Origin of the sequence: Clostridium sp. CM028, assembly GCF_030585565.1 — a bacterium.
In the GTDB taxonomy this organism is placed as follows: Bacteria; Bacillota; Clostridia; order Clostridiales; family Clostridiaceae; genus Clostridium_AD; species Clostridium_AD estertheticum_B.
This window is the reverse complement of sequence record NZ_CP077766.1, coordinates 2,700,392-2,726,385: the sequence shown is the minus strand read 5'-3', so window position 1 is coordinate 2,726,385 and position 25,994 is coordinate 2,700,392. Positions and strand designations below refer to the sequence as shown.

The 25,994-nt window shown below is 32.3% G+C and carries 22 protein-coding genes and 3 riboswitches; of the genes, 3 read left to right on the top strand and 19 right to left on the bottom strand.

Annotation, left to right across the window (positions count from 1 at the left end):
- Window positions 1–36 precede the first annotated feature (36 nt).
- The 12 genes from KTC94_RS12910 to KTC94_RS12855 form a co-directional block, all read right to left on the bottom strand.
- On the bottom strand, window positions 37–1,695 hold the full coding sequence (locus tag KTC94_RS12910) for a glutamine--tRNA ligase/YqeY domain fusion protein (RefSeq protein WP_220319787.1): 1,659 nt from the start codon (window positions 1,693–1,695) through the stop codon (window positions 37–39).
- A gap of 201 nt (window positions 1,696–1,896) precedes the next feature.
- The gene (locus KTC94_RS12905; RefSeq protein WP_220319786.1) at window positions 1,897–2,934 is read right to left on the bottom strand and encodes a Gfo/Idh/MocA family protein; all 1,038 of its coding nucleotides are present in this window, start codon (window positions 2,932–2,934) and stop codon (window positions 1,897–1,899) included.
- Window positions 2,935–3,051: 117 nt separating this feature from the next.
- On the bottom strand, window positions 3,052–3,294 hold the full coding sequence (locus KTC94_RS12900; RefSeq protein ID WP_304518729.1) for an HAD family hydrolase: 243 nt from the start codon (window positions 3,292–3,294) through the stop codon (window positions 3,052–3,054).
- Between the two features lie 185 nt (window positions 3,295–3,479).
- Window positions 3,480–4,385: a metal ABC transporter substrate-binding protein gene (locus KTC94_RS12895; RefSeq protein WP_304518728.1), complete on the bottom strand. Its 906-nt coding sequence runs from the start codon at window positions 4,383–4,385 to the stop codon at window positions 3,480–3,482.
- Between the two features lie 324 nt (window positions 4,386–4,709).
- A complete protein-coding gene (locus KTC94_RS12890; protein ID WP_165413835.1) occupies window positions 4,710–6,392 on the bottom strand; it encodes a ribonuclease J in 1,683 nt (560 codons plus the stop codon).
- Window positions 6,393–6,999: 607 nt separating this feature from the next.
- A complete protein-coding gene (locus KTC94_RS12885) occupies window positions 7,000–7,431 on the bottom strand; it encodes an arsenate reductase ArsC (protein WP_220319784.1) in 432 nt (143 codons plus the stop codon).
- A 96-nt stretch (window positions 7,432–7,527) separates the two neighbouring features.
- Complete coding sequence (locus KTC94_RS12880) at window positions 7,528–7,770, bottom strand: hypothetical protein (RefSeq protein WP_165413837.1); 243 nt, start codon at window positions 7,768–7,770, stop codon at window positions 7,528–7,530.
- A 421-nt stretch (window positions 7,771–8,191) separates the two neighbouring features.
- Window positions 8,192–9,373, bottom strand: a complete 1,182-nt coding sequence (locus KTC94_RS12875; protein ID WP_220319783.1) for a sodium:proton antiporter — start codon at window positions 9,371–9,373, stop codon at window positions 8,192–8,194.
- Between the two features lie 64 nt (window positions 9,374–9,437).
- A riboswitch (Fluoride riboswitch) is annotated at window positions 9,438–9,503 on the bottom strand.
- Between the two features lie 89 nt (window positions 9,504–9,592).
- A complete protein-coding gene (arsA, locus tag KTC94_RS12870) occupies window positions 9,593–11,335 on the bottom strand; it encodes an arsenical pump-driving ATPase (RefSeq protein ID WP_220319782.1) in 1,743 nt (580 codons plus the stop codon).
- Between the two features lie 204 nt (window positions 11,336–11,539).
- Window positions 11,540–11,935, bottom strand: a complete 396-nt coding sequence (gene arsD, locus KTC94_RS12865) for an arsenite efflux transporter metallochaperone ArsD (protein ID WP_220319781.1) — start codon at window positions 11,933–11,935, stop codon at window positions 11,540–11,542.
- A gap of 85 nt (window positions 11,936–12,020) precedes the next feature.
- Window positions 12,021–13,085 (bottom strand): ACR3 family arsenite efflux transporter, encoded by a 1,065-nt coding sequence (gene arsB, locus KTC94_RS12860; RefSeq protein ID WP_216302400.1) that lies wholly within the window; start codon window positions 13,083–13,085, stop codon window positions 12,021–12,023.
- A 47-nt stretch (window positions 13,086–13,132) separates the two neighbouring features.
- The gene (locus KTC94_RS12855; protein ID WP_216302399.1) at window positions 13,133–13,477 is read right to left on the bottom strand and encodes a metalloregulator ArsR/SmtB family transcription factor; all 345 of its coding nucleotides are present in this window, start codon (window positions 13,475–13,477) and stop codon (window positions 13,133–13,135) included.
- Window positions 13,478–13,785: 308 nt separating this feature from the next.
- Here KTC94_RS12855 and KTC94_RS12850 point away from each other — a divergent pair, with 308 nt between their 5' ends.
- Together KTC94_RS12850 and KTC94_RS12845 are read left to right on the top strand one after the other, a co-directional pair.
- Complete coding sequence (locus KTC94_RS12850) at window positions 13,786–14,727, top strand: YncE family protein (RefSeq protein WP_220286308.1); 942 nt, start codon at window positions 13,786–13,788, stop codon at window positions 14,725–14,727.
- A 73-nt stretch (window positions 14,728–14,800) separates the two neighbouring features.
- A complete protein-coding gene (locus KTC94_RS12845; protein ID WP_216302397.1) occupies window positions 14,801–15,343 on the top strand; it encodes a DUF1003 domain-containing protein in 543 nt (180 codons plus the stop codon).
- A 105-nt stretch (window positions 15,344–15,448) separates the two neighbouring features.
- Here the strand turns inward: KTC94_RS12845 and KTC94_RS12840 are convergent, their stop codons facing one another.
- The 6 genes from KTC94_RS12840 to KTC94_RS12815 all read right to left on the bottom strand — a co-directional run bounded on the left by KTC94_RS12840 (window position 15,449) and on the right by KTC94_RS12815 (window position 20,954).
- Window positions 15,449–15,772 carry a hypothetical protein gene (locus KTC94_RS12840; RefSeq protein ID WP_216302396.1) on the bottom strand — a complete coding sequence of 108 codons (324 nt, stop codon included), beginning with the start codon at window positions 15,770–15,772 and terminating at the stop codon, window positions 15,449–15,451.
- A 200-nt stretch (window positions 15,773–15,972) separates the two neighbouring features.
- Window positions 15,973–16,557 carry a rubrerythrin gene (rbr, locus tag KTC94_RS12835; RefSeq protein ID WP_165414776.1) on the bottom strand — a complete coding sequence of 195 codons (585 nt, stop codon included), beginning with the start codon at window positions 16,555–16,557 and terminating at the stop codon, window positions 15,973–15,975.
- 148 nt (window positions 16,558–16,705) lie between these two features.
- Window positions 16,706–18,235, bottom strand: coding sequence for a sodium:alanine symporter family protein (locus tag KTC94_RS12830; protein WP_220286307.1), 1,530 nt, complete (start codon window positions 18,233–18,235; stop codon window positions 16,706–16,708).
- 223 nt (window positions 18,236–18,458) lie between these two features.
- Window positions 18,459–19,262, bottom strand: a complete 804-nt coding sequence (locus KTC94_RS12825) for a MetQ/NlpA family ABC transporter substrate-binding protein (protein ID WP_220319780.1) — start codon at window positions 19,260–19,262, stop codon at window positions 18,459–18,461.
- A 50-nt stretch (window positions 19,263–19,312) separates the two neighbouring features.
- Window positions 19,313–19,957 carry a methionine ABC transporter permease gene (locus KTC94_RS12820; RefSeq protein WP_216302393.1) on the bottom strand — a complete coding sequence of 215 codons (645 nt, stop codon included), beginning with the start codon at window positions 19,955–19,957 and terminating at the stop codon, window positions 19,313–19,315.
- The gene (locus tag KTC94_RS12815) at window positions 19,947–20,954 is read right to left on the bottom strand and encodes a methionine ABC transporter ATP-binding protein (RefSeq protein WP_220286305.1); all 1,008 of its coding nucleotides are present in this window, start codon (window positions 20,952–20,954) and stop codon (window positions 19,947–19,949) included. Before KTC94_RS12815 ends, KTC94_RS12820 begins: the two co-directional genes overlap by 11 nt.
- Window positions 20,955–21,071: 117 nt before the next feature.
- Window positions 21,072–21,175, bottom strand: a riboswitch (SAM riboswitch).
- Window positions 21,176–21,268: 93 nt separating this feature from the next.
- Window positions 21,269–21,387: riboswitch (SAM riboswitch) on the bottom strand.
- A gap of 544 nt (window positions 21,388–21,931) precedes the next feature.
- On the opposite strand from KTC94_RS12815, the gene KTC94_RS12810 reads away from it, so the two are divergent.
- Window positions 21,932–24,373, top strand: coding sequence for a transglycosylase domain-containing protein (locus tag KTC94_RS12810; RefSeq protein WP_220319779.1), 2,442 nt, complete (start codon window positions 21,932–21,934; stop codon window positions 24,371–24,373).
- Between the two features lie 248 nt (window positions 24,374–24,621).
- On the opposite strand, the gene KTC94_RS12805 is transcribed toward KTC94_RS12810, so the two are convergent.
- Window positions 24,622–25,968 carry a radical SAM protein gene (locus KTC94_RS12805; RefSeq protein WP_220319778.1) on the bottom strand — a complete coding sequence of 449 codons (1,347 nt, stop codon included), beginning with the start codon at window positions 25,966–25,968 and terminating at the stop codon, window positions 24,622–24,624.
- Window positions 25,969–25,994: the final 26 nt, after the last annotated feature.

The window sequence follows — 25,994 nt, the reverse complement described above, 5'->3', positions numbered from 1 at the left end:
AGGATAAAATCTTGTACTTGCTTTTTTTATTAACTTTTATTTATTAATTTTAAATGAACTTTTTAAAGATGCTATTCTGTTAAACACTATTTTATCATCGGTTGTGTATCTAGAATCTACATTAAAATATCCATGTCTGAAGAATTGAAATTTATCTTGTGGTTTTGAATTCTTCATATTTGGTTCTATAAACCCTTGTAATATTTCTATAGAATCCGGATTTATTTGATCTATGAAAGTTTTTCCTTCTTCTTGCTTCTCATCTAAAATTAAAGGCTCATATAACCTAAATTCTGCAGGCACTGCATTTACTACATCTACAAAGTGAATTGTTCCTTTAACTTTTCTCCCTGTAAATCCACTACCACTCTTAGTTTCTGGGTCATAAGTACAATGAATTTCACATATATTTCCGTCAGCATCTTTAATCATTTCATTACATTTTATAAAGTATGCTCCCTTAAGCCTTACTTCGTTACCTATGAACAATCTAAAGTATTTCTTAGGTGGATTTTCCATGAAATCTTCTCGTTCTATATATATTTCTCTTGAGAATGAGACTTGGCGAGTTCCCATTTCTGGATTTTCTTGATTATTCTCAATTTCAAGCATTTCCACTTGAGCTTCTGGGTAATTTGTAATAACTACTTTTAATGGTCTTAAAACTGCCATAGTTCTAAGCGCCTTTGGACTTAAATCTTCTCTTATAAAGTGCTCTAGCATTTGTCCATCTACAGTGCTGTTACCTTTTGCAACGCCAATTTCTCTGCAAAAATTGCGTATAGCTTCTGGTGTGTAGCCACGACGCCTTAGTCCTGCTATAGTTGGCATACGTGGGTCATCCCAAGCATCTACAATTCCTTCGTCTACTAATTGCTTAAGATTTCTTTTACTCATTACTGTATTTGTTATATTTAATCTTGCGAACTCTATTTGTCTTGGCGTACTTTCCATTTCGCATTGATTTACTACCCAATCATATAATGGACGATGATCTTCAAATTCTAAAGTACAAATCGAATGTGTAATACCCTCAATTGCATCTTCTATTGGATGCGCATAATCATACATAGGATAAATACACCATTTATCTCCTGTATTATGATGCACCGCATGAGATATACGATAAATTATTGGATCTCTCATGTTTATATTAGGAGAACTCATATTAATTTTAGCTCTTAGAACCTTGGATCCATCAACGAATTCACCTTTTCTCATACGGTCAAATAGATCTAGGTTCTCTTCCACAGTTCTATTTTTGTATGGGCTTTCTTTACCTGGCTCTCTTAAAGTACCTCTGTACTCTTTCATTTCCTCAGCTGTAAGATCGCACACATAAGCCATATTCTTTTTTATTAATAATACAGCACGTTTATACATTTCATCAAAATAGTTTGATGCAAAAAATAAATCATCCCACTTGAATCCAAGCCATTTTACATCTTCTTCTATAGATTTAACGTACTCTTTGTCTTCTTTTGCTGGGTTAGTATCATCAAAACGTAAGTTTGTCTTACCTTTAAATTCATCTGCTAATTCAAAATTTAAAATAATTGACTTTGCATGCCCAATATGCAAATATCCGTTTGGCTCTGGTGGAAAACGAGTAATTATTTTTTTGTGTTTTCCGCTTTCTATATCTTCCTTAACAATATTTCTTATAAAATTTGATGAAGTCGTTTTATTTTCCATATTTGACACCTTCCTTTTAATCTAGCATACTTTATGCTAATCATATCTTGTATGCTTCGCATACCTTGTATACCTCACATACCTTGTAAGTTTTACCTATATGCTAATAAATATATCACAAAAACAGTTTTTTTTCTACGTAGCGCGGTATTAAATGTTATGCTTTTTAAGTATCCCGTTTTGTTTATAGTGGTTTAATGCCTATCTCCCATACACCTTATCAATTATTCTCTGGCATTTTAATGCATCTGAGAAATCGCCATCAATGCCATCGCTGCAATTATTAAAAATTTTATTAGCAAAATTTATAAGTGAAGCTGTATGACAATTTTGGAAAAATCCTAGGGAGTTCCTTTTGTCAGCATAATATTTTAATAGACTATCTCCTGATGCTACATTTTTAATTTCTGTTGAGCTACTTTCATATCTATATATTTCAATTTCATAAGGATTGTTAAAATTAATTTTTATACTACCTTTGCTACCATAAACTACGAAATCATCTGTTTGTTCTCTTTCAGTAAATACTCTTGAAACCTCTAGACTTCCGAAAGTTCCATCTTTTAATATAAAATCACAATTTGCAATTTCATCAACCTTTGCTCTTTCCTTAAAATAAATCCTAGTCTTCGCTTCTACTTCTTCTATATCTCCCATAGTAAATTGTATCATGTCAATTAAATGAACACCTAAATCCAGTAGTGCTCCTCCGCCAGAATTTTTCCCAGTTCTCCAAGTGCCCTTTTTCTTTTCATTTAAATAACTGTCATGATAAGTTCTAACTTTAAAATCTATAATCTTCCCTATGGTCTCTTTTTCAAGTTCTCTTTTTAATAGAGAGAGAGCGGGCATAAATCTATAAACTAAGGCTACAGAATTTATTATATTATTTTTCTTAACAAGTCTCTCCATTTCCATAGCATCAAAAATATTCGTTGCTAGAGGCTTTTCACAGTAAATAGCTTTTCCATACGCAGCTGCTTTTTTTACAATATCAAAATGTGAATCATTCGGGGTACATATATCTATAAAATGAACTTGTTCATCCTTAAGGACCTCTTCAATGTCCGTAACATTTCTCACACAACTTATGGGTATGTTTGTAGGCTTTCTAGTTACAATATGTGTTAAATTTAACTCATAAGGGAGTGAAAACCTTACGTTAGCGTCGTAAACTGCTAATAAGTGAGTTTTTGCTATACCACCATATCCTATTATCGCAAAGTTTATTTTTTTCATAGATTTATACCCCGCTTTCATTTTATGTAAGCTCTACGTTTGTCTTTTCTACAATTTCCTCTGCAAACATAGTATCTCCACCTTACTATATATAATGTATACATAATGTAGCTCATATTATTTTTGATAGAACTTGTCTATCCCAAGATAGAACTGATCAGTTATCACATAATCAGCGTTTTTTTTAATTTCCACAAAGGCATTCCCCATTACCACTCCAAGTCCTACATACCCAATCATTTGTTTATCATTCCCTAAAGCCCCTATGCATATAATTTCATGTGGCTTTATTTCTAATTCCCCTGCAAGCTTTTCTATGCCTGACCTTTTACTAGAGCTTTTGTTCATAACTTCTACAATAAAAGGTGCTACTTTTCAAACAGTGAATTTTGTAATTATATATTAAATTCTTGTTAGTTTAATTATACAATAGGAACAAACAATAGACTATAGACATCAAATAGTATATAAGGTTATCTGCTGATAACATTAAGAAATTAAAATTAATTAACCCCACCTTAATTAATCTAAGATGGGGTTAATTATTATTTTAAGCTATTATATATATTGGATAGATTTTCTTTCATACTCTCTATATATGTTTTATTTCCTTCATTACTTTCTATTGTGTATATTTTTTGCACCTTAGCACCTGAATCTTTTGCAATGGCTTCAGATACTCTTGCACTTGCAAGTTCTTCCATAAAAATAACTTTTATTTTATTTTTCTTGGAAAAATCTATTATCTCCTTTAATTTTTGAGGGGTAGGCTCACCTCCTGCAAATACACCTTCTACACTATTTTGCTTTAAGCCAAAATCTCTGCACAAATACCCAAAAGCAGCATGACTTGTAACAAAATTCTTATTTGTTACTGCATCAAATTTTACTTTATATTCGTTATAAAGCTTATCAAGTTCATCTGAGAATTCTTGGAAGTTTTTCTCATAAAAATCTTTATTTTTTGGATCAGCCTTAACTAATGCTTCTTTTATGTTTTTAGTTTGAATTTTCGCTTCTCTTAGACTCAGCCATATATGTGGATCATATTGACCATACTCCTTAATTTTTTCGCCCTCGTTTTTTATTGGATTTACCCCAATAGATGAATCAACTACAACTAAATTTTTATTATCTATAGCCGTTAAAGTTTTATCTACCCAGGATTCCATTCCAAATCCCGTATAGACGAACAAACTAGCTTTACTTATGTTTTCCATATCCTTTATTTTCGGTTCAAATTCATGTGGTTCAGAACCTTCCGGTACTATTGTTCTCACTTCTACTTTATCTTTCCCAATAGCCTGCACAAATCCCTTTAATGGATTAAAAGACACTACCACTTGTAGTTTTGACTGGTCACTTTGCTTACTGGTTGTAGCATTTGAACACCCAACTAATGTACCTATCATACATGTTAAAAGTATGGCATTAATAATTTTTCTCAATATTTTTTCACTCCTTAAACCTTCACCTGTAGTGCTGTTATATTATTGTTGCTTGTTGCAAATGATTTGCATTTACCTTTATACTATATCCAAGTATTTGCAATCTGTCAACATTTTATTCGACTTTAACAAAAAGTATATAAAAAAAAGTATGTATTATTATAATACATACTTTTTTACTTATTTAAATCATCTCCTGCGAAGCTGAACAGCTGCAACGGAGCTGAATTAACGACTTCAAAAGGAGATTTATACGCCCACTTATAAAAGTGGGCGACTTCCTTGTGAGATATCGTTAAAAATAAAGAACATAAAAATTTAGTTTTCTTAAATTTCCATTATTATTGGTATAATTATAGGTCTTCTCTTAGTTTTTATATATAAGAACTGGCCTAAAGCGTTTCTGATACTAGCTTTTATTACTACCCACTCTTTAATCTTATTATTTAAGCACTGTTCTAATTCTTTTCTCACAATGTCTCTGGCCTCATTAATAAGTTCATTGGATTCTTTCATATATACAAACCCTCTAGTTATTATATCTGGTCCTGCTACTATACTATAAGTTTCTCTTTCTATAGTAACTACCACGGTAAGTATACCTTCTTCTGCTAAATGCTTTCTATCTCGAAGAACGATATTCCCAACGTCCCCTACTCCAAGTCCATCTACCATTACGGCTCCCGTTTGAACTCTTCCTGCTATTCTACATTCGCTTGGGGATACTTCTAATATTTGTCCTGTTTCTGCAATAAAAATCTTTTCAGAATCCATTCCTAATTTCTCTGCAAGCAACGCATGTTGTTTAAGATGTCTATATTCACCATGAACTGGCATAAAATATTTAGGACGAACTAGCGTATGGATTAATTTTAATTCCTCTTGACACGCATGCCCAGAAACATGAATTTCCTCTGTAGTATTATATATTACATTAGCTCCCTTTTTGAATAGTTCATTTATAACATTGTATATGAACTTTTCATTCCCTGGAATAGGAGATGCAGATAAAATAATCAAATCACCTTTTTGTATTTGGATACTTCTATGAGTTGATGATGCCATTCTTGTTAATGCAGCTAGCGGTTCACCTTGACTACCAGTAGTTACTATTGTTACCTTATCATCAGGGTAATTATGAAGATCTGATACAGTAATTATAGCTTCCGGCGGTATATGTAAATATCCGAGATTCATAGCTACTTCAGAAATTCTCTCCATACTTCTTCCACTAAATGCTATTTTTCTTCCATTCGAAACTGCAGCATTAGCAATTTGTTGTATTCTATGAATATTTGATGCAAATGAAGCTACTATTACTCTGCCTTCTGCCTTATAAAATATTTTATTTAGAGTTTCTCCAATTACTTTTTCAGATATAGTAAATCCAGGGCGTTCTACATTAGTACTATCAGCCATTAGTAGTAGTACTCCTTGCCCACCTAATTTTGCAAATCGCTCTAAATCGATAACTTCTCCATCAATTGGAGTATAGTCTATCTTAAAGTCACCTGTGTGTATAATTCTACCAATAGGCGTGTGTATACAAATGGAGCAGGCATCTGCTATGCTATGACTAACTCTTATAAATTCTACACTGATTTTATCTAGCTTTATAATATCTCCCGATTTTACTACATTTAGGGTGCAATCTGCCAATATTCCATGTTCTTGCAACTTATTTTCTACAAGTCCGAGCGTTAGACGTGTTCCATACACTGGAACATTCATTTGTTTTAAAACATATGGTAATGCGCCTATATGATCTTCATGACCATGGGTTAGAAAAATCCCTTTTATCTTATCTTTATTCTCTAAAAGATATGTTATATCAGGAATTACTAAATCCACTCCATACATATCCACGTCTGGGAATGCTATTCCACAATCTATTATGATAGTTTCTTCTTTGTATTCTATCGCAGTAATATTTTTTCCAATTTCTCCAAGTCCACCTATTGGAATAACTCTAATTTTATTTTTACCTTTACTTTTATAATTATTATTCAATACTTCCCTGATTCCTAAATATTTGGCAATCTATCCATCCAATATTTTCGTTTTGTCGACTAAACATAATGACAGTATCACAGGACTCAACTACTTAGGTCAGTACCACTATACTAATATTAACTTACTATTCCAAGTATTCTCTTCCTATTACCTAGCCATAAATCAGGTTTTTCACCTACCTTTTCTTTTATATTTTTAATAAAATTATATTTCAAAGCGCCGCTTATTATATAAACACCACTCTCTTTATTTAACTATATATTTTATAACACTTTTCTTATCATACTAAACGTTAAATCATCTCCTGCGAAGCTAAACATCTTTGAAGAAGATGAATCGTCGACTTCGGAAGGATATTTATACTCCTACTGAAGTTTTCTATTTGTTAGGGTACGTAACTTCCACTTATAGAAGTGGGAGCCTCCCTTTTGAAATGTCGTTAAAATAATAAAATGTTTGTAATTTCCTAATAAATACATTAACCAATGTTACCTTTACTCTAGTTAAATATAATTATACCATATAACAATTGATTATATCCAATTATTATATAAAAAAGGTTGAGAAGTAATTTCTCAACCTTAAATCATCATCTACGGTGCTATTAAATTTTCATCTTTAATGCTGTTAGATCAATTTCGTTATTTTCTATTCTTTTCTTTAAGCTTTTAACCTTTTCTTCGATTATTTTCGCCACTATTATAAATTCTTCATCAGCTTTCCCAGTGGGATCTTCTAGACCCCAATCTTCTTCATACTTGTGTGCCATAATTGGACATGATACATTACATCCCATTTTTATTACAATATCAGCTTCTGGTATATCATCTATTAATTTTGATGCATGAGTTTCATTCATGTCTACATTGTATAAATTCTTTATTATTCTTACCGCATCTTGGTTAATTTGGGGCTTAGTTTCAGTACCTGCTGAATAAGCTTCAAACACAGATGACCCAAATATCTTTCCGAGCGCTTCTGCCATTTGTGATCTACAAGAATTATGAACACATATAAATGCTACTTTTAGTTTCATAACATCATTCTCCTTCTAAAATTTCTATATATAAATATAAGAAAATAACTAGCATAATCACTAGTCATTTTCTTAAAAAATTTTATTCTAAGTTAGTTATTTATCTAACATTATTTGCTTTTTAAATATACCGCCTTGCTTAGTGTAGTGCAAAATATATTCTTTGTCATAAACATTATGTATTTCTAAATTAATAATTCCTTTTGTTACTAGGACTAATTTTATTTTTTTAAATTCATCAAGTTCTTCTTTTTCAAGCATAGTGTAGATAAGCTTTTGTGAATACATAGCCCATGTTTTTAACAGGTCATCTGTTGGCGTGTTTACGTCTATATTCATTTACATTCCTCCTCGTATAATACTAATAATATTATTATATATATTATGATTTTTATCCTACACTCTATTATATATAATTGTTCATATATAATCAACTTTCATTGATATATTATATTGTATTTATTATAATATTTTTTTATAAAGTTAATAGTTATGGTACCCATTTATAATTATTAACCATATTTTTAAAAATAAAACAATTATTATTTAATTTTTATTCTAAAATCTATAAATAGGACGTCTTTTAAGGACATTTCAGAAGGAAAGTTTTCCACGTCTATAAGTGTGGGTTACCTACTCTAACAAATAGAAAACTTCAGTGGGATTATAAATCTCCTTCTGGAGTAGTCAATCCATCTTCTTTGAAGCTGTTCAGCTCCGCAGGAGATGATTTAACACAGTAGTAATATAAATATGAAATCTAGTCGTCTGGCAATAACTTTTCCCCTGCTACTTTAATACCTATAGCTCCAAGTGGTGCGGTTACAAATATGGACAATACAGCAATTGCCAATATAAGTTCTCCGGATTCAACCCCAGCAGCTAATGGTACTGCGCCCATGGCCGCCTGCACAGTCGCTTTAGGAATATATGAGATCACACAAAACAGTCTCTCTTTTGCATTTAAATCAGTACCCATTAATGATACTAATACCCCTATACTTCTTGCTACTAGTCCACCTGCAATAATAATTAAACCTAATACACCTGATGATGAGGCAACATATATATTGACCTCCGCTCCAACTAATACAAAAAGTAAAATTTCTGCAATTACCCAGACCTTTTTAAGTTTTAAAGATATTCTATTAGCTACTTTAGCGTATTTTTCTAAAAGGATAAAACCAATAGTCATTACGCCTAAAAGACTTGCAATGGGTACTATATTTTTAAAAACATCTTCAATTCCTGTTATCATAATTGCTGCAGCAATTATTATTAAAGTTTTTTTAGTATCTCTCATGTGATATTTTTCAAATGTCACTACTAATAAAGCTCCTACAATGACACCAATTGCTATTCCAATAAAAATAGATATGGGAATATCCAATATTTTCATTGGTATATTTACATTTTTACCGCCATATGAACCTAAGAAAGTTGAAAATATAGTTATCGCAAAAACATCATCAATAGAAGCTCCTGCGAGTATTATGGTTGGTATGCCTTTTTTTTCTCCTTTCCCTCTGGATATAAAATTAAGCATAGGTGGTACAACTACTGCTGGTGAAACTGCAGCTATTATAAATCCAAGCATTCCAGCCTCAACTTTTGTTATTCCAAGTACATAGCTTGCTATAAACATAATACTAAGCCCTTCAAAAATACCAGGTATGCAACTCATTTTTAAGGCAGGAACCCCGACTTTGTTTAAAGTATCCTTTTTAATCCCAAGGCCCGCTCTTAGCAGGATAATAATAAGTGCAATTTTTCTTAAATCTGGTGAAATTCTAAGTATATCCGAACTTATTATATTTGTACCATAAGGTCCTAGTAACACCCCCAAAATTAGCATTCCAAGCAGTCCTGGAAGTTTTAATTTTTCAAATAATTTATTGGCCATTAGTCCTAGAATAATTATAATCGCTAAACTCATTGCCATATTACAATCCCTCCCTTTTCTTTGATGTTTTTTACAAAACAAAAGACTCCTACTTAGCATAAACCACTAAGTAGGAGTCATTAATTGCAAAATTGCAATGGTTAAGGTGAACTCCATCACCTATCTTATAAATATATTATACTCCACAAATAAATTAAATCAATAGTTAGGCACATGAAAACGAATACCAATTCCACCAAAGTTCCTGATATCTAGAATTTATAGTAATAACTCATTTAACTTGTCACCTTTAATTTCATCAGGACTCCACGCGATGAGCGCAAATTTACCGTTTGCATGCGCATCAACCTTGTTAATCCATTCAATTTCATTGCTTGCCTTTGCGGCTAACAATTTATTGGTTGTACCTGTCGCATGTAGTGATGAGTTTATAACCCACCATTTTGTCGCAATTTTTGCACGTTTTAAATCTTCTTCAAGACGAATTGCTTCATATACAGGTGTAGCTTCAGCAAGAGTTACAATGATGACTTCAGTTTCATCAGCATTTCGGAGCCTTGGCAACAGTTTTTTCACAGATTGTGGAATATCGCCTTGTGAGCGTTTGATTTCTTGGTTATAGCTTTGAGTTGACTCAAGTAGCAGTAAAGTATGCCCTGTTGGAGCGGTATCGATGACAACGATCTGATCGACCGCTTTTTCTACTATTTCTGCAAATGCTCTAAATACTGCAATCTCCTGTGTACATGGAGATCGGAGGTCCTCCTCAACATAAGCAATATCATCATCTGCCATAGTTTCTCTTGCCTTAGACAGCACTTCATCCTTATATTTTTCAAGTTCAGCCTGCTCATCAATGTGGCTCATCGTAATATTACTACTCTCATTAATAACAAATTTGAGATGGGCTGCAGGGTCAGTTGTGGTAAGGTGTACTTTTTTACCCTTTGCTGATAATCCCAAAGCAATGGCCGCCGCAATTGTAGTTTTACCTACGCCACCCTTGCCCATAGTGAAGATTACCTTTTTGTTGCTTTTATACAGTTCTTCAATAACATCTTTTAACTGAGGAATGGTTTCAGCGTTTATCTTTTCATTGCTGACACTATAATTATCTTTGGTAAGAAGTGCCCTGACATTTTCCATACCTGTTATATTGTAAGCTCTGAGGGGTACCATGTAGGTAGTAATTCCCTGAAGTCCCTGTGGCATTTCCTTAAGTGACTTTTGCTGTTTTTGATACAGACTTTCGGACACGCTGTCATCATAAGAGCTCATCACACCATTAATTATCATTGTTTGATTGTTTATACCAATCTGCGAAAGTTCTTTTGATGCTCTTTCCGCCTCTTTAAGTGGTGTCATTTCAGGCCTAGAGATAATCATAAGTGTTGTTAATTCTCCATCGGATAATGTTTCTACTGCTTTTTTATAGATTTCTCTTTTACTCTCTAGACCAGAAAGCTGGCCTAAACAGGATGCACCATGTGTGTTTTCGCTAATAAAATTACTCCAAGCCGATGGTAATTGAAGCATTCTAAGTGTGTGACCAGTAGGCGCAGTATCAAATATAATATGGTCATATTCCTCCTGCAATCTTTCATCGGTTATGAATTTTGAAAATTCATTGAACGCTGCGATTTCAACAGTGCAGGATCCAGAAAGTTGTTCTTCCATGTTTTTAAGCACTGCATCTGGCAACTTACCACGGTAAGGTGCGATTACGCTCTCTCTGTGCTGGGCTGCCGCTTGAATTGGGTCAAGATTAGCAACAACGAGATTTGGAACTTCCTTAATTGGGATACCTTTATTTGTCAGCTCAGTGTTAAAAACATCCTGCAAATTTGACGCAGGATCAGTGCTTATAAGAAGCACCTTTTTCCCACCGTCTGCAAGGATGACTGCTGTAGCGCAAGCGGTTGAAGTTTTACCTACACCACCTTTGCCTGTGTAAAATAAATATTTTGTAAGTTTAATATTTTGCGGATTAAAAATTCCCATGTTTATTTACCTCCAGCTTCATTATTAAGTACTTTTGTAATTTGGCTTGTATTTGATACGCTTCGGTTACATTATTAAATCATCTCCTGCGGAGCTGCATATTAACGACTTCAGAGGAGATTTATACTCCCGCTGAAGTTTTCTATTTGTTAGGACATGTAACTCCCACTTACAGAAGTGGGAGACTTCCCTTCTAAAATGTCGTTAACAGCATTTCCCACCAGAACAGCCACAATCCCCTGATTTAGGAGTTACTTTTATTTTGAAAGTCTTTCGCTCTTCACCTAAAAAGCTAAATTCTATATTTAGAAATTTAACTAGTTCTTCATTGGTTGGGTACTTACCTATTAACACGATTTCACCGTCCAAAACAGTAACAGGCAACCCATCAATGCCTTTTTCATTTATAAAGTCATTAACTACTTTGTTATTCACAAATTCCTGTGGTGAACTTGTGAGGTTAAACCTCTCAACCTCAACTCCATTTTTCTTTAATGCACTAAGGACAGTCGAAATCCTAAGAAGCTCTGGATCTACGCCTACGCCGCAAAGTCCTGTTGAGCAACACATAGCTGGTTCAAATATTTGCATTTTTTTCATTAATAATCTCTCCAATCATTTTTATTATTTTAATACTTTTTATTACTTTTTATTATTATTATCACTTTTAATATTTTTAATATTCTTAATTATTATGAACTACTGGTTGTGGAAACCAATGCTTGGTTTTGTTTGCTATTCTTACAAGAATCAGCATTACTGGCACTTCAACTAACACTCCTACCACTGTAGCTAGAGCTGCAGGAGAATCCATGCCAAACAGAGAAATGGCAACAGCAACTGAAAGTTCAAAAAAGTTTGATGCCCCAATCATTCCAGCAGGTGCGGCAATATCATGCGTTAGTCTTAATTTTTTACTTGTTAAATAAGCAATAAAGAAAATCAAAAATGTTTGAATAGTTAGTGGTACAGCAATTAGTAAAATGTGCATTGGATTGTTTATTATAGTTTCACCTTGGAATGAGAATAACAATACCAACATAAGTAGCAATCCAACGGTAGTTGCATTATCAAACTTGTGGAGGAATGTATTTTCAAAGTACTCTGTGCCTTTTTTCTTTGTTACCGTAATTCTAGTTAAAATGCCCCCAACTAGTGGAACAACAACAAACAAAACAACTGATAAAATGAGTGTATTCCAAGGAACTGTGATGTTACTGACACCTAAAAGAAATTTCACGATAGGTATAAATGCAACCAGAATGATTAAATCATTTGTGGCTACTTGCACAACAGTATATGCAGGATTACCTCTAGTAAGGTGGCTCCACACAAATACCATGGCAGTACATGGAGCGGCCCCAAGTAATATGGTTCCTGCAAGATATTGTGTAGCTAGTTCCGGTGTTATAAATGCTTTGAATACTACAAAAAAGAAAAATGAAGCTATTGCATACATACTAAATGGTTTTATAAGCCAATTCGTTATCCATGTTACATATAACCCTTTAGGGTTCTTTCCTACATTTTTAACGCTTTGAAAGTCTACCTTCATCATCATGGGATAAATCATTACCCAAATGAGTATAGCAGTTGGGATGGAAACCCTGGAGTACTCAAACTTATTTAAGAATTCCGGAATCCCTGGAATAAACTTGCCAATAAGCACACCTACGCTCATACAAATAGCTACCCAAACAGTCAAGTATTTTTGAAAAAATCCAATCTCTGGTGTTTTAACTTCACTCATAATTAATCACTCCTCCTAAGATCATCACCTGTGGTACTGAAATGTCGTTAACTTTGTGTTTTACAATCACATAAATTTTGTAGTTTACATTTATCCCGTTTTTCACAATCGCTATTATAACAAGATATCTGTTTGAGTTCCTTTATTAAATAAGCAAATAAGTCTGGGTTTTTCTCTATAAATTTATTATCTATTTTGTAGTATGTCCATTGTGCCTTTTTGTAACTTTCTAATATCCCACACTTTTTAAGTGATGTTAAATGCCGTGAAACATTTGACTGCGTCATATTTAGACACTCTTCGATTTCGCATACACACATTTCACCTTGAATAATAAGTGCCATTATACGAAGTCTGTTTTCTTCCGCTAATGCTTTAAATATATCAACCACTCTTTTCCCTCCTACTTTTTCTTGTATCTTTATATGTTCCTATAATCATATAGTATGTCTCTAAAACCCCATTTGTTACAATGGGATCTAACCGAATATTATTTCGTTACTAATTCGTACATGAACATCTACTCATATACTATACCAAATAGAATTTATTGTCAATAGCTTCTATGTGATTATTTAATACATATTAAATAATTTACTTTCCTAACATTCCCACAGTTGTCAATTATTTAACAATATAGTATAATCTAATATTGTCAGCATCGCTAAGCAAACCCAAAGCAAAAGGAAGGGGTTTTTAAATGAAAGTTTGTAAAATATGTATATTTATCTTAGCTTTATTTTTTATTATAATAGAATGTTCTATTAAGCCAAAAGAAGCACTAAAAATGACGGCACAGGTAGCTGTGCATACAACGGATCCCATTAATTGTAAGGTAAAAAAATTAGACTCATCAAATGCTATTTACGATAAGCCATTATCTAACCATATTCCTATTACAACTAAAAAAAACAAATATGAACTACTATTTGATTTACCAGATACAGGTGTTATGCAAGGGCTTACATTCCATAATGGATATTTTTATTGTAGTTTTGATTTAAAAAATGGAAGTGGGAAAATAGTTAAATATAATCTAACAGGAAATAAAATCTCTGAAACAGACCCTATGGCTATGGGTCATTCTGCCGAAATTGCATATAGAGCTAGTACAGGAAAAATTTATGTTGCAAATGGAGGCGGCATTAATCCAACTCATGTTTATGTAGTTGATTATGATTCAAGTACAATACAAGCTGATTTAAATTATTCAAGTTTAGGAACATCGGCATTACTTGCAATAGATAATGTCCATGATTATTTAATATTGCATACCGTTTTAAATGGTGGTGATAATGGAACCCCTATGTTTACTATTATAAATTTAGCTGATATGAGTACAGTGACTACCTTTCGTATTCCTAATCAAGGCGTTCCACAAGGTTTAGATGTTGATGGGATGTATATTTATTTATATACAGATAATAAAGTTACAGTATTTAACTATGAGGGTAAAATAATTACCTCTTATCCTATAAATAAAGCAGGAGAAAGTGAAGGCTTAACAATGGCAACAGATCACGGAACTTCATATCTATCTATGGGATATAATCACCCAAATAGAATTTATATTCTAAGAAGCAACGAAAATAAAAAACTTCATAATTCGCAAATACTTAATAAATCAACGCGAAAAATCTAAAGGAACATATCTTTAATTTATATCAATTTCCCTATTAAAATAGGGGTACTTAGACAACTAAGGGGGTATTACTATGTCAAATGGAAATGATACTTTAGATACAGAAATAATTGTAAACGAAATATTAGAGCAAGGAGAGATTTTTAACGATATTGAAGAAGATCTATTGCATGACTTAATAGGAAATAAGATATCCAAAGATACTACGATTACTCATAAACAAACTCTTACTTTTGGAAACAAGATGGCTGATAAAATAGCCGCATCAGTAGGCAGCTGGGGTTTTATAATTGCAGCATTAGCAATTATAGGAATATGGATAGTATTAAATATCATCTTAAAGAATTCATTTGATCCCTTTCCATTTATACTTCTTAATCTAGTACTATCGTGTACTGCCGCTATACAAGCACCTGTAATAATGATGAGTCAGAATAGACAGGAAGATAAAGATAGAATAAAATCAAAAAATGATTATAAAATAAATCTGAAATCAGAGTTGATCGTTCAAGATTTGCATAAGAAAATAGATTTATTAATTGAAGATCAAAAAATGTTAGTTAAGAATCAATCTATAATGCTTGAATATATTGAAAGTTTACAAAAAACAAAATAACTGAGTAAAAACCCAAAATTTCTTGAAAGCGATACTCGCATTGTTGATACAAGTTTAGTTCAGTGTTTACTTTAAATCTATTGAATTCATATTTTGAGTTATATTTTAATTTTTAAAATCTTCATCAGATCTATTTTTTATAATTTTTTCAAGTTTGTCTGCACGTTCATTGTAATTACTACCAATTGTGTTTTTAACATAATAAGCAAACCGTTTTTTCATGCCTTTCTCATAGCCAATTCCATCCTCTGGATATTTATGATTGGTAATTTCAATTCCATTCTTACCATTCTTGATATATAGAACTACGGGAATTGCTATTCCACTTTCTAGGATTAGCTTATCTCCCTCTTTAAAATAACCTTCCTTTAATAACCAAATATATATTTTATCTTTATCTTTCCCCAGAACCGTAAATGCACTGTACATTTTCCCTTCTCTTGCTACATTAATATATGTCGTTAAATAATTTACACTGAATATTTATACATTACAACTACCAAGTCAAAGCGTGATATAGAACAACCCCCAAATTAATTAAATCAAAATGGGGGTTGTTTTTATTTTTTATATTAAGAATCCACGAAGGTTGCTACGGCATTTTTAATACTGCATCATTTGAAATGCTATTAATATTTTTCAGAGAATATTTCAAAATATGCTTGAGGATGTACACAAGCTGGGCATATTTTCGGAGCACTTTTTCCCTCAAAAATATAACCACAGTTTCTACATTTCCAAATAACTGATTCTTCTTTATTAAATACTGTATTATTTTCTATATTACTTAATAGTTCTCTATATCTTTCTTCATGATGCTTTTCAACATCAGAAATTTTTCTAAAAACAAACGCGATATCATCAAAGCCTTCCTCCTGCGCAACTTTCGCAAATGCTGGGTAAAGATCTGACCACTCTTCATTTTCTCCATTTGCTGCTGACAATAAATTTGCTTTAGTATCTCCAAGACCTACAGGATATGTGGCATTAATTTCTACCACTTCTCCATTTAAACTTTCATTTAAAAACTTAAAAAATCTTTTAGCGTGTTCTTTTTCATTATCTGCTGTTTCTATGAATATATTAGCTATTTGTACATACCCCTCTTTTTTCGCTATAGATGAATAATAAGTATATCTATTCCTAGCTTGTGATTCACCTGCGAATGATTTCATAAGATTTTCAGCTGTTTTTGTACCCTTTAATGTTTTCATAAAATGCCTCCTTGTTTTTCTACTTAAAGAAAATAATTACCTCTATTAGAGTATACCCTAAATAGTATACTTTGCTTCTTTTAATCCATACTATTTTAAGAAAGTTTACTAAATTACCTATTAATTAAGTTTATTCTAAGTATGTACCTTATTTCCAAACATCAGTATCAACACCAATAGATTTTGATTTGAATTTAGTTCCATCGGTTTTTTTATAATTTTTCAATATTTTTAATGCATAGTTAGACCCAATTAATATAATTGGAACATTTACATAAACTAAAACAATATTTACAAAATCACCTATGTACCATAAATTTGTAAGTTCTAAACCAGCAAGAACTGTTAATGCGCCAAATGGAACAAAGAATAATGCACCAACCAAACGTATTCCCATAATAAATTTCTTATTTCTAGATATTAAATTTGCGGAGACTTCTGCAAACAATATTAAACCGAGCAATGTTGTAAATGCAAACATTCCATAGCATAGCGAAACAATAATTGTAACTGTTCCATCTAATGCAGTACCAGGAACTAAGTATTTGATTGAGGATAGGTAAACTGTAAGTTTCGACGCTTCTATACTTTCCCATGAAACTCCAGCAGTGCCTGTCCAAACATGTGCCATAACAATAACAAATCCAGTCATACTACATATTACCATTGTGTCAAGAAAAACTCCTAGACATTGTACAAAACCTTGTTCTGCAGGATGTTTATTCTCCGCTGTAGCAGCCGCCATTGTAATTGTTCCTTGCCCAGCTTCATTGGACATTAACCCACGCTTAATTCCTTGAGCTAAAGCTACACCAAATGCCCCACCAAATAATGCATTGGGCTTAAATGCTCCACCAATCACTTCTTTAAAGAAATACGGAACTTTATCTAAATTAACTAATATTATTAAAATAACTATAAGTGTATAAATAACTGCCATAATAGGTACTAGTATATCTGTAACTGCAGTAACTCTTTTTATTCCTCCAATTACAGTCAAAAGAACAGTAATTATTAAGACTATTGCTATACCATAATAAACTGTAGATTGACGTCCAAAGGTTTTTCCAGCTATAGTATCAGCTATTGAACCGAAACTTGTAAATAAATGAAAAGCTTGAGATGGGATAACAAACAGTGCATATATTATAAAAAGTGAAGACAGTACAATACCTACCCACCGTTTATTGCCCAAAATCTTTTGACCATAAAATGGGAGTCCACCTACGAACTCCTTGCCATTTTTCTCTTTAAAAAGCTGTGCAAGTACAGATTCTACAAAAGCCGTGGACATACCAAAGAAAGCTGAAACCCACATCCAAAATAGTGCCCCTGGTCCGCCAACAGATATTGCACCTGTAACCCCCATAATATTACCTGGACCTACACGCATAGCAGAACTTAGTAAAAATGATGCTAATGAACTAACCCCAGTATCTGTTTCCTTTTTTGTAGCAAGAATCTTAATTCCTTTTTTAAATGCCATAACTTGAATAAATCCAGTTTTAAATGTAAGATAAATTCCTGTTCCTAAAAGTAAAATAACTGCAAAGGCAAAATTACCTAAAACCGGGATGTTTTGATACCACTTAAAATTAGTTGGAAATTCCCATAGAAAATCCGCAATAGGAACTATAAAATCAAAAAAATTATTTATTGCTTGAAATAATACACTCATTTTTAAACCTCCATATTATAATGTTATCCTTATTTGCATTTTAGAATTAATTACTCCAAAAATTATTTGCATACGGTAATTATACACTAATAAGGTATAAAATGAATTTTTTAAAAAATAAAAGTATAAAAATGTCGTTAAACTTTATGCTTTACTATAAAAAAATCATCTTACTTTCGACTATTACGCCCAAAGCAAAATGATTAATGGTTTTATATTTTTTTTAGAAAGCAGGAATTATATCTCCTTTATATTTATCTTCAATAATTTTTTTAACTTCTGGAGAATTTAATGCCTTTGAAAGTGCTTCTATATGAGGTTTAGTTTTATCTTCTTTTCTAACTGCAAGCACATTTGCATAAGGCGAATCTTTTGATTCAATTGCTAGTGCGTCTTTTGTCGGATTTAAATTGGCTTCTATTGCAAAATTTGAGTTTATAACTGCTGCATCCACATCTTTTAAAATCCTTGGAAGCTGAGGAGCGTCTAATTCAGTTATTTTAAAATTCTTTTTATTTTCAGTAATATCAAGTTTAGAAATAAGATCTCCACTTTTTAGTTTTAATAGCCCTTCCTTCTCAAGCACTCTAAGTGCTCTTGCTCCATTTGTAGGATCACTTGGAATGGCTATTTTAGCTCCATCTTTTAAATCACTTAGCTTTTTATATTTATTAGAGTACACACCCATAGGTTCAAGATGAACCTTTACAGTATAGTCTAGGTCCACTCCCTTTTCTTTACTAAAGGATTGCAAATAAGGAATATGTTGAAAGAAATTAGCATCTAATTGTCCCTCGGCTAGTGCAGTGTTTGGTGTTACATAGTCAGTAAATTCTACTATTTCGAGAGTATATCCCTCTTTTGCGAGAATCGGCTTTATAGCCTCTAATATTTCTTTATGAGGCACTGGTGACGCACCTACTTTAATGATTTTTTTCTCAGTTACATCCGCCTCTTTTTTTGCTCCACATCCACTCAGTGTAAAAATTACAACTATTGTCAATAATATGCTTAATGTTTTTTTCATTTTTAATTTCCTCCTCTTATTTTTCTTTTAATATTTTTATAATTCAAAACTTATTTAATCATTTTTCTGTACAATATATTTCCTAAGGCTTGAATTACTTGCACAACTGCAATTAATATAATTACAGTGTATATCATGATATCTGACTTAAATCTATAGTAACCATATTTTACGGCTACATCTCCAAGTCCCCCTCCACCAATTGTCCCAGCCATAGCTGAGTAACCTATAATGTTTATTATTGTTAACGTAACTCCAAGAACTATAGACGGCATTGCCTCTTTTAACATAACCTTAAATATAATTTGATAGGTTTTTGCACCAAATGACTTAGCTGCTTCAACAATTCCATAATCCACTTCTAAAAGTGCAGATTCTATTATTCTTGCAGCAAAAGGTGCTGCACCAAGCGTTAGAGGAACTATAGCTGCATTAGTACCTATTGTTGTTCCAACTATAAGCTTAGTTAAAGGGAATATAGATATCATTAGTATAATAAACGGAAAAGACCTAAGTACATTTATTACTAAATTTAAGATTTTATAGATTAAAGTGTTTGGCCTTAGGCCAATAGGTCCAGTTATAATTAATCCTACTGCTGAAATAAACCCTAAAATAACTGTAAAAATCGTGGATAATGTTACCATATATATAGTTTCTTTTAGTGCAGGTAATAAAATATCTTTAAATAGCATTTATACTCTCTCCCTTGTGCTTCTCAAGCTGCACAGAATAATTAATAAGCTCCCACTCTATAGATTTTTCATCTAAATAGTTTAATATCTTCTTCTTATTCTCTTTACTTGCATTTATTATGAGACTTCCCATTACGTTATCCCTAAATTTTTCAAGCCTGCCCCATACTATTGAAAAATCAATATTTAACTCCCTGGCAATTGATGTTATAAGGCAACTCTGGGTAATTTCCTTTGTAAAAAATATTTTAATGTTATATCCCGTGCTAGGTAGTAATTCTTCCTCTCCCATAAGTGTTTGCATTTCCTTTGTTGGCCTAATAAATAGTTCATCGGTAATGCCATGGCTTTTAATTTCCCCTCCTTCTAAAAGAATAAATTTATTACAAATTTCTTTGACCACTTCCATCTGATGGGTAACTACAATAATTGTTATATTAAATTTGTTATTGATAGCCCTTAAAAGCTCTAATATAGATTTTGTAGTTTTAGGATCTAGTGCAGAGGTAGCTTCATCACAAAGTAATATTTTCGGATTAAGTGAAAGCGCTCTTGCAATTCCAACTCTTTGCTTCTGCCCTCCGCTAAGTTGTTTTACATTGGTGTTTGCTTTATCCTTAAGTCCTACTAACTCTATTAAGCTATCTACTCTTTTTTTAATAAAATTTTTATCGTTTCCCCATATTTCTAGTGGAAATGCTATGTTTTCAAAAACATTTTTACTGTTAATAAGATTAAAACTTTGAAATATTATGCCTACATTTTTCCTAAACTCGCGAAGTTCTTTCAAACTTAGCTGTTTCACCCCTTTTTCCATTATATTAATGGTACCTGTATCATAGGTTTCAAGCCCATTAAAGCATCTAAGTAAAGTGGATTTACCAGCTCCACTGTGACCAATAACACCATAAATATCACCCTCCTCCACTGTAAATGAAACATCATTTAACACTTTAACCCCTGAAAAACTTTTACTTACACCTCGAACTTTAATCATGATATCCCTTCTCCTTTTCATTTCTTATAATTCATCTTTACCTTTTGATCCTTTCTTTAAACATCACTCTAAAAAAATAGAGCCCAAGAATAAACTTGGGCACTACTTCCAAACTTATTCTTATCTTGCAGCAATGCTGCAGGAATTAACACCATGTATCATAATATGATACTGGTTGTCGGGGTTCATAGGGCCAGTCCCTCCACCTCTCTTGATAAGACACTATTAAATTTTATTTACATCTATTCAAAAAAACAAAAACCTCTTTCATCATTATATAATGATGAAAGAGGTATAAAATTACAAAGACACCTCTCTCATCTTCCGCTAATTTACAATGAAATTAACGCAGGATTTAGCACCTATTCAGACAATACGTCTGATGGTTGCCGAGATGTCATCGGGCCAGTCCCTCTATCTCTCTTGATGAGAATTAACTTATTTATTAAATTAGATTTATAATATCACTATATGAATGCTATGTAAAGAAGTTTTTATATACACCTTCTCCAAACATCATGCAACTGTCTAATGATGTTTCATCATAATATATATTTTGTTCATACTTTATATATAACATAAATATTCATGTTACATTATTTATGTTATAATATATTGTAATAATTATATTGTTCTAGGAGGATACATTGTATGGCTAATGTTTGAAATGCCAATAAGAAATAATTAACATCAATAGAAATCACATCATATAACTTAGTGTTATTGACAAAATTGTAAAATAATTGTATTATACACACATAAACTAAGCACTTTTTTAATAGTATAAGAGAGACCCATAAGGTCTCTTTTATGTGACCTAGTATTAGAATTCAGTAATAACAATTGAATATAGGACTAAAAACAGGAAAATACTTATGGCGACCAAGTAAGCCCCCCCTTTACAGTATGTATGAAGCGTGGTCATTTAGGGCTAACCCTGGACATTTTTTGTATAATAAAAAAAGGAGGAGATATTAATGGATGATAATAAAAATGTAGAACCCATAAAAACAGCACCGGTTAAAAAGAAACTTTGGAAAAAAATCGTTAAAGGTTTATTGATATTTTCTGCAATAATTTTCGTATCGGCTACGATAACTTTAGGATATGGTTATATTAAATATGGGCCTAAAATAGAGGCAACTATAAAAGATGCTAACAATATAGCACAAACCATAAACGAAACCTCCTTTAATACCCGAAAACCAACACAATTTTTTGATACTAATGGTAAACTATTAAAAGAATTTAAGACCAATACATATTATTACACAAAAGAAGCAGACTTAAATCCCTATGTAGGTAAAGCTGTCACTTCAATAGAAGACCAAAGATTTTATAAACATGGTGGTATAGATTATAAAGGTATAAGGAGAGCTGTCTGGGTATATATAAAATCCAAGGGAGCTATCGTACAAGGTGGTTCAACAATAACGCAACAACTTGCAAGAAATGTATTCCTTACATTTGACGTAACCTTGTCGAGAAAATTGGAAGAGTCTGTTATAGCAAATAAATTAGAAGAAAGATATTCAAAAGATCAAATATTAGAGTTTTATGTAAATAATATAAACTTCGGCAATGGATGCTATAGTATTGAAAGTGCTTCACAATTTTACTTTCAAAAGAATAATAAGGATTTAGATTTATCTCAAATAGCTATGCTTGTTTCAATACCTAATAATCCATCTGTTTATAACCCCGTGACTCAGCTGGACAATGTTATAAAGAGGAGAGACTTAGTCTTAGATAAAATGCTAAGCTTAGAACAAATTTCACAAAATGATTTTGATACAGCAAAATCAGAAGTTATTAAATTAAATATTAAACCTCGTACAGCACCTGAACCTATGAGCTATGATATTCAATATGCTGTTCACAATGCAACCTTAAAGTTAATGGAGCAAAATGGTTTCGTTTCTAAATATTCTTTTAGTAATGATAATGATAGAAACACTTATTTCACTAAGTATAATGATGAATATGAGTCTAAAGAAAAACAACTTCTTAGTGGAGGATATAGAATAGATACATCTATTGATACTGCAAAACAAGAAAAATTACAAAGTGTAGTAGATAGTCATTTGGCTCAATATACAAGCACCAATAACAAAACAGATTTATATGAAAAGCAAGGTGCAAGCGTTACTATAGATAATAATACTGGAGAAGTAGTAGCTATAGTTGGAGGTAGAAGCCAAGATGGTAACACCTTTAACAGAGCCTTCTTAGGTGTAAGGCAGCCAGGTTCCGCTATAAAGCCATTAATCGCATATACCCCTGCATTTGAAAAAGGCTACATTCCCGCTAGTGAATATGAAGACAAAGCCTTTGATAATGGTCCCGCTAATGTTGATTTTAAATACAGAGGTTCTGTATCTTTAAGATATGCAGTTGAGATATCTATAAACACTATCCCGGTTAGATTAGTGGGAGAAATGGGCGTAAAGAATTCGTTGAAATATTTACAAAACATGGAGTTTAAATATACAACTCCTCAAGATATTTACCCTATAATTGCTATAGGTGGTTTTACAAAGGGTGTTACGCCAGTTGAAATGGCTTCAGGTTATTCAACCCTTGCAAGAAACGGCGAATTTATAAGTCCGACTAATGTACGTAAAATAACAAATACAATAGTTAATGAAGTATTATTTGAAAATAAACATAAGCAAACTACAGTGTATGATAGTGGTGCCTCTTATCTTATGACAGATACTTTAAAGGGTGTACTAACAAAAACAGAAAGTCATGCAAATTTAGCCCTTAGTAACTATCCCTTTACTGCAGGTAAAACAGGAACTACAGATCAATCAAAAGATGCTTGGTTTGTAGGATATACACCTTATTATACAACCTCTGTATGGGTAGGAGATGATATTCCAGCGCCACAAAACATGTATGGAGCTCAAGAACCAGGTCAGATATGGAAAGAATATATGGAGTACCTACACCAAGGTCTAGAACAAAAAGACTTTACTCGTCCTAATACAGTAGTTGATAGAAATGGGGTATTAATGAATACTCTATATATCAAATTAAATGAAAATGGTAAAATAAAAGCAGAAAAGAAAGTCATAGAAAAACCAAGTGATGATGATGTAAAAAAAGCAAGTGATGATGCTGCAAAAAAAGCAAGCGATGATGCTGCAAAAAAGACAAGCGATGATGCTGCAAAAAAAGCAAGCGATGATGCTGCAAACAAAGCAGCTGCGGATAAAGCAGCAGCAGACAAAGTAGCTGCTGACGCAGCAGCTGCAAATGAAGCCGCAGCAAAAGCAGCTGCAGACAAAGCAGCTGCAGACAAAGCGGCTGCAGACGCAGCCGCAAATGAACAACCACCAGCCCCAACCCCAGCTCCAGACCCAGCTCCAGCCCCAACCCCAGCCCCAGACCCAACCCCACCCCCTGCACAATAAACCAGCGCGAACGTTAAATCATCACCTACGCTGCTGCACTATTAATGACTTTCCTTCTGAAGTGTCATTAATCAGTAATTATATTTTATTTTAAAAGAGGGGAAGTATTTAAAAATACTTCCCCTCTTTTTTTACCGCTATATTTAAGCATACCGTTGATATCCTATATACAAATCCTTTCTTAAACAATCGTATTGGAAGATTATGAGTTTGCCTTCTTTTCTCAAAATTTTATTAGTTTCCGCCACCTACTTTGTTCTATAAGCCAACCAGCTAGAAAATCTTCCTATATTTTTAAAAGAAACTATATTGCACAAGATCTCAGTTAGTTTTCCAAATTTTCTATAACAAAAATTAAATGTTAAAAATGGAATCCATTGTTTTTTGGATTTCGGCAGTCTTTTCATTATGTTTTTAAACGTGTACACCTCTTTATATATCCATAGATAGCCATTATATAATTCTTTTGCTGTCATACTCCTGGGTTTATATACAACTTGGGCAGTATTATAATTAGACAAATTAAAATCTACTATTCTATTTTCCTCGAATAATGATAAGTATAACTTTGTGCCAGGATAGGGGGTAAGAATATGGGATGTTACCGTTTCTATTTTATTTTTAACTACCCATTCTAATGTACTCTTAAATATTGAGGCATCATCTTCATCTAATCCGAAAACAAAACTAGCATTTATCATTATTCCTCTTTTATGAATTTCATCCACAAGCTTCTCATATCTATTCACACTATTTTGTACTTTATGAACACTTTTTAATGACTTACTATTTATACTTTCAAAACCTATAAAAAGGCTTTGACAGCCTGCCGCCTTCATTTCATCTAATAGTTCAGGCATGTCAACTATATTAGAAGTAACTGCTGCATTCCACTTTAATTTAAGAGGTTTCATTTCCTTTAATAATTTTTTTGTCCATTTTGGATTTCCAACAAAATTATCATCAATAAACATTATATGTCTTCTTTTTAATTTATTTATATCTTTAATTACATCATCTATAGGTCTATTAATATAGGTTTTAAGTACATTTTTGCAACTATTATAGCAGAAATCACATTGAAATGGGCATCCCCTGCTTGTGCTAATTATATTAGTATATAAATATTTTTTATTATCAATAATATCATAATTAGGTGATACTATTTCTTCTCCCGAAATATTTTCCATATCATAATATATCTTTTTAAGCGAATTGTTTTCTTTATCCTTAAGTATCTTTACCCAAACTCTCTCAGCCATTCCCACACTTATTGCGTCAAAACTATCAACAGTTCCCTCTGGATCTGATGTTATGTGTATCCCCCCCGCAATTACTGTTACACCACGCTTTTGGAACTCCTTTGATATTTCTACTGCTCTATTCATAACATCTACAGTAACAGTTATAACCACCAAATCTACCAGCTCATTGAAATCTATCTTTTCAACATTTTCATTCTCAATATTAACTTCATGCTCTTTTGGCGTAAGATTTGCTATTGTTAATAAAGCTAACGAAGGAGACATTCTTGTTTTTAATTTTGTATCCATAGGTCTTTGTACCATTGCAGGTTGAATTAATTTGATTTTCATATAATCCTCCTTAAATAAAGCGATAT